This window comes from Pedomonas sp. (assembly GCF_036515995.1).
Classification (GTDB): domain Bacteria; phylum Pseudomonadota; class Alphaproteobacteria; order Sphingomonadales; family Sphingomonadaceae; genus Pedomonas.
The window spans coordinates 1-4,719 of sequence record NZ_DATBUP010000275.1 but is presented as its reverse complement, the minus strand read 5'-3'; the positions used below and the strand labels follow the sequence as shown (position 1 = coordinate 4,719).

At 61.1% G+C, this 4,719-nt stretch carries 4 protein-coding genes and 1 pseudogene; all 5 read right to left on the bottom strand.

Annotated elements, in window-relative coordinates; genetic code table 11:
• Positions 1-112 precede the first annotated feature (112 nt).
• Positions 113-2,410: a PAS domain-containing protein gene (locus VIG90_RS19805; RefSeq protein ID WP_331595247.1), complete on the bottom strand. Its 2,298-nt coding sequence runs from the start codon at positions 2,408-2,410 to the stop codon at positions 113-115.
• A gap of 368 nt (positions 2,411-2,778) precedes the next feature.
• Positions 2,779-3,156, bottom strand: a pseudogene (locus VIG90_RS19800) (nitric oxide dioxygenase); the annotation flags it as partial.
• A gap of 28 nt (positions 3,157-3,184) precedes the next feature.
• Positions 3,185-3,502 carry a HipA N-terminal domain-containing protein gene (locus VIG90_RS19795; protein ID WP_331595246.1) on the bottom strand — a complete coding sequence of 106 codons (318 nt, stop codon included), beginning with the start codon at positions 3,500-3,502 and terminating at the stop codon, positions 3,185-3,187.
• A complete protein-coding gene (locus tag VIG90_RS19790) occupies positions 3,499-3,714 on the bottom strand; it encodes a DNA-binding protein (RefSeq protein ID WP_331595245.1) in 216 nt (71 codons plus the stop codon). Before VIG90_RS19790 ends, VIG90_RS19795 begins: the two co-directional genes overlap by 4 nt.
• A gap of 521 nt (positions 3,715-4,235) precedes the next feature.
• On the bottom strand, positions 4,236-4,719 hold a 484-nt coding region (locus tag VIG90_RS19785; RefSeq protein ID WP_331595244.1), incomplete at its 5' end, for an MFS transporter.

Below are 4,719 nucleotides of genomic sequence, written 5' to 3'. Positions count from 1 at the left end.
GCGCGCAGCACCCGCCTCAGTCCACGTATAGGCTGGCTGTTCTGATCGGATGAGGGCGCCGGCCTCGGTCCTTCAATCAGCTGCCGTGATAAGCTGATGGGCCGGGCAAGGCCTACCCCTGATCGAGCGCCCGACGGACCGCATTTGCCAGTTCATATTGGCGGTATGGCTTGCGGAGCAGGTTTTCCCCAGGGAGTTCTTTCAAGTTCTGGTTCACCGCAGGACTATCGTAGCCGGTGGTGAACAAGACCTTGAGCCCAGGTCTATCCAGCCGGGCCTTCTCAGCCAGCTCGTAGCCTGAGATGCCGCCCGGCATCAGAATATCAGTGAACAGCAGATCGGCCTCGACGCCCTTGCCCAGCAGGCCCAATGCACCAGTTGCATTGGCCGCCTCTACCACCCGGTAGCCGAGGTTGCCAAGCTGAAGTCTGGCCATTGCACGAATACTGTCGTTGTCTTCAACGAGCAAAACAGTCTCGCCCCCACCCTTTTCTGGCGGTGCAGGACGACAATCCAGCTGCCCGTTCGTCCCCTCGGCAGCCCGTGGCAAGTAGAGCCGCACGATGGTGCCATGCCCCGGCGTGCTGTCGACAGTCACATGGCCGCCGGATTGTCTGACAAAGCCGTACACCATGGAAAGCCCGAGCCCTGTCCCCTGGCCGAGCTCCTTTGTCGTAAAGAACGGCTCGAATACTCTGGCCATGATCTCAGGCGTCATACCATGCCCGGTATCGCTGACAGCGAGCATGACGTAATCGCCGGGAGGCGCTTCCAGAGCACCGCCCTCGGTCTCCGGCTCAAGACGCACGTTAGCGGTCTCGATGATGATTTTGCCGCCTGCCGGCATGGCATCGCGTGCGTTGATGGCGAGGTTGACCAAGGCATCGTCAATCTGGGTCGGATCCGCCAGAGCCGGCCAGAGACCCGGACCAGGGGCAATCTCAACAGCAATATTCTCACCGAGCGTCCGGCGCAGCAGAGCCACGACATCCGGCAGCCTTTCGTTCAGGTTCACAATCCGCGGCTCGAGACGCTGTTTGCGGGCAAAGGCCAGCAGACGGCGCACCAGTTCGGATCCCCGGTCAGCTGCATTCAAGATCTTATCCATCAGAGCCAGAGCCTGCGGATTGTTCATGTCTTCCCGCAGCATCTCGCCATAACCAAGGATGATGGTCAGCAGGTTGTTGAAATCATGCGCGACCCCGCCTGTGAGCTGGCCTACCGCATCCATCCGCTGCATTTTGTGAATCTGGGCCTCAAGAGCCCGCTGATCCGTCAGGTCCCGGACGATGCCCAGAATATAGCACAGCTTCGCCTCTTCGTTGCGGATGGGAACCTTACGCACCTCCAGGAGACGCGAACCCAGTGGAGTCTCAACGGTCCGCTCCAGGGTAAGACTGGGCAGGTCGGGATTTGCCAGGAGCTGGTCTTCCTCCACATATTTTGCGGTCTGATCGGGCGGGAAGAGCTGATCATCGCTGAGCCCCACGACGTCCGTCGCTGATCGACTGACCAGACGCATCAGCGCGCTGTTGACAACGACATACCTTCCTCCATCGCCGTAGTCCTTGAGAAAGACGCCGTCCGGCATTCCCTCTATGACAGTCTCGAGAAGACTTCGGGACTGCCGGAGCCGAACCTCGGCCAAGACCCGCTCCGTCACGTCCATTACAAAGCCTTCCAGGAACACGGGCTGCCCTTGTCCATCGTATACGGCTTCCCCGCGACCATGAACCCAGCGGACCTCCCCGGACTGATGGACAATCCGATAAAAGAGCGTGTAAAATCTATGCTCGGCTATCGCCTGCCTTGCCTGCTGGGAGATCATCGCCAGATCGTCCGGATGAACCAGCGTCTCCCATGTGCGCTCGCCCCGCAGGAACTCAGCCGGGTCAAAACCTGTCACCTGAGCCGCGCCATCACTGACGAAGATCAGCCGCCAGGGTGCCGTCGTCTCGCTGCGATAGGCCATTCCAGGCAAACAGTTGAGTAGTGCCTCGAGTTGCTGGCGGCTTTCGTGCGAGCGCAGCTCAGCCGCTTTGCGGCAGCTTACGTCCCGCACAATTCCGATCAGATGGCCGTTTCTGCTCCTTCTCTCTTCGGGAAAGCCGCCTGTGAGCTGCAACCAGCAGGTGTCGCCGCCCGGGCGTTTGATCCGGAACTCCGCCGTCGCCCGATCTCTGCAATGACCAGAAGGCTGGAGAAAACTGGTCACTTCGTCCCGGTCCGCAGGATCGACAGACGATAACAGGTCATTGACGCTGGACGGCGAGGCTAACCCCAGCAGGGCACTGGCAACGCTGTTCCATTCCATCTGGCCGGTCGTGGTATCGAGGCACCAGGTGCCAACCCCGGTAACCAGCAATGCGGAGGCCAAAAAACGGTCTGAACAAGGATCTAATTCTGCCATACGGCACGCCTCTGGGATAAAGGGCACCGAAACGTTGAACGAAGTGACCGAAAGGCATCGCCTCACCGGTCTATCTGGATATACTCATCATCAACGCGCGGGGGCGAAGCTAGCCGCCTCATTCAACCTGTCAGCCCACAACCTTTCTTTGAGCCTCGATTCTGTGCTCGGTATTTCTCGAAATTAAATGGTGAACAGGCCTGCCAACGGAATGATTTTTACTACGCCAACAATCCGGCGATGCGCACCTGGGCCTTGGACAGTCGGCTATCGCAGCACTCGCACACTCAACACCCAACCTCGCCCTCCTGTGGCGGATCGCTGGGCTTGAAAGACCGCAGGCAAGACCCGTTCCAATTACAGACACATCACGCGGCCAGCAATTCGTCAGCCGGACCAAAGAACTCATAATGGATATGATCCGAGGCACCAGGCACAGGCGTCTGGTGAAAATCTGTGACTTGAATTGCAGCGGCCCGCTTCGCCAACGCGCGAACGTGGCCGCGCATAGCGTGGGTCTCGCGGTTGTGCGTGCCGTGAATAAAATAGGCCGGCACGTGCGGGTGGTGCTCAGCAATCGTCTCGAGCATTGCCACCATCGGTGTCAGGCCGACGCCGCCGGAGAGGAGCACAACTGGCCGCTGAGGCAGGTCCGCCAGGAAGAACTCGCCCGCTGGCGGCGCCACTTTAAGGACCGTTCCGGGCTTTGGGTGATCGTGCAGCCAGCCCGATGCCAACCCCTCAGGGATCGCGGTAGCCAGGCTCGCCCTGCGGTTACTGCAGGCCGATGCTCAGCGCACCTGCCAGATCATTGCCGGCATGCGCGAGCAGGCCGAAGTCGTCTTCCGACGCCGCGCCCACCGCCCGCGTCATGGCGCGCAGCGGTTCACCTTCCGGCAGCAGGTTCATCAGCCAAGGAAGGAGCAGCTCGCCCGAGTAAGGTTCAGATCTGAGGGGCATGGCGAGCGAGACCGGGAAGTGGTCTGGCGAGGACAGCCACGCTTCGTCATAGGCAAGGCTGGCACCACTTGCATCCGCAATGATCCGAGCGACCAGACGGTCTTCGAAATGAACCGGAAGCTCCACGGTCACGGCCATGGACTGCCAGTGACGGTGAGGCGCAGGCCGACGGCCTTGGCGGCGGCAAGCGCCTTTCCGAGTTGCGCGGTAGGCTTGCCGGCCTCGAGGTCGACAATGAAGCGTTCGCCGCAGTTGATGGCGAGCGGCAGTTCCCGCTGCGTCAGGCCGAGGGCTTTACCCGCGGCGGTGACGGCTGCGCCGAACTGGGTTGCATCTTCGACCATGACATTCTTACCGATCGGTAAGATCGCACGGAGTGGATCGGATTTCAGGATAATTTCTTACCGATCGGGAAGTCAGCTTGGCGGCAAATCAGCACAATTTCGGATATGAAGGCAATCAGGGACGTGCGAAAGATACTGTACGTTATCGCTTTATTGGAAGCGCTCACACGTTGGAGCACCGGCGCGCTGCTTATCAAGGCCTGCGCACAGCCACGGCTTCGCATCGATCTTCCAGGTGTCCGAGAGCTGTCGCGGGCCAACAGCCCGCCGCGCCTCTCAACGAAGCGCAACAGCTGCTGGGCTCTAATGAACCGTCTGAGGCTGCAGTTTGATCCGGGGCAGAGCGCGGAGTTCCAGAGCCTTGCCCGGGAGAATCTCTGTCTGCGTGGGGCCGGCTTGCGCTCACTGCTCTGACTTTCCGGCGAGCACATTTTAACTCTTCCCTCTGCTGCCAGGGATTCCAATGAGCGCCACGCACTGATTCTTAAGGAGGTGTCCTAGGAATTCAAGCGGCGCTGGCCTCAGGCGACCGGCGCATGCTGCAGACGCCGCTTCCGCTCCAGCGCGACCGAGAGGAACAGCGTCGGCAGACCGCCCAGCGACAGAGCGCAGCCGACCCAGCCGATTGAGGACCAGCCATAGCCCGCGGAAATCGCCAGGCCTCCCAGCCACGGCCCGAGCGCATTGGCGGCGTTGAAAGCGGAATGGTTCAGCGCAGCGGCCAGTGACTGGGCATCCTCGGCCACTTCCATCAGGCGGGTTTGCAGCAGGCTGCCGAGTGCGCCGCCGCAGCCGATCACGAACACGTTTACCATCACGGCCCAGGGGTTGTGCACGGCAAGCGGGAACAGGGCCATGGCGGCGGCGCTCAGGATCAAGAGACCCGCGGCCGTCGGCATCAGGGCGCGGTCAGCGATGGGCGGCACCACCAGGTTACCCACGGTCATGCCGATGCCGAACACGGCCAGTACGATCGGCACGAAGGACTGGGAAACTCCCGTGACC

Bases quoted from the DNA above. Each gene is read 5' to 3' on its own strand.
- VIG90_RS19805 (WP_331595247.1), bottom strand. From the start codon at position 2,410: ATGGCAGAATTAGATCCTTGTTCAGACCGTTTTTTGGCCTCCGCATTG.
- VIG90_RS19790 (WP_331595245.1), bottom strand. From the start codon at position 3,714: ATGGTCGAAGATGCAACCCAGTTCGGCGCAGCCGTCACCGCCGCGGGT.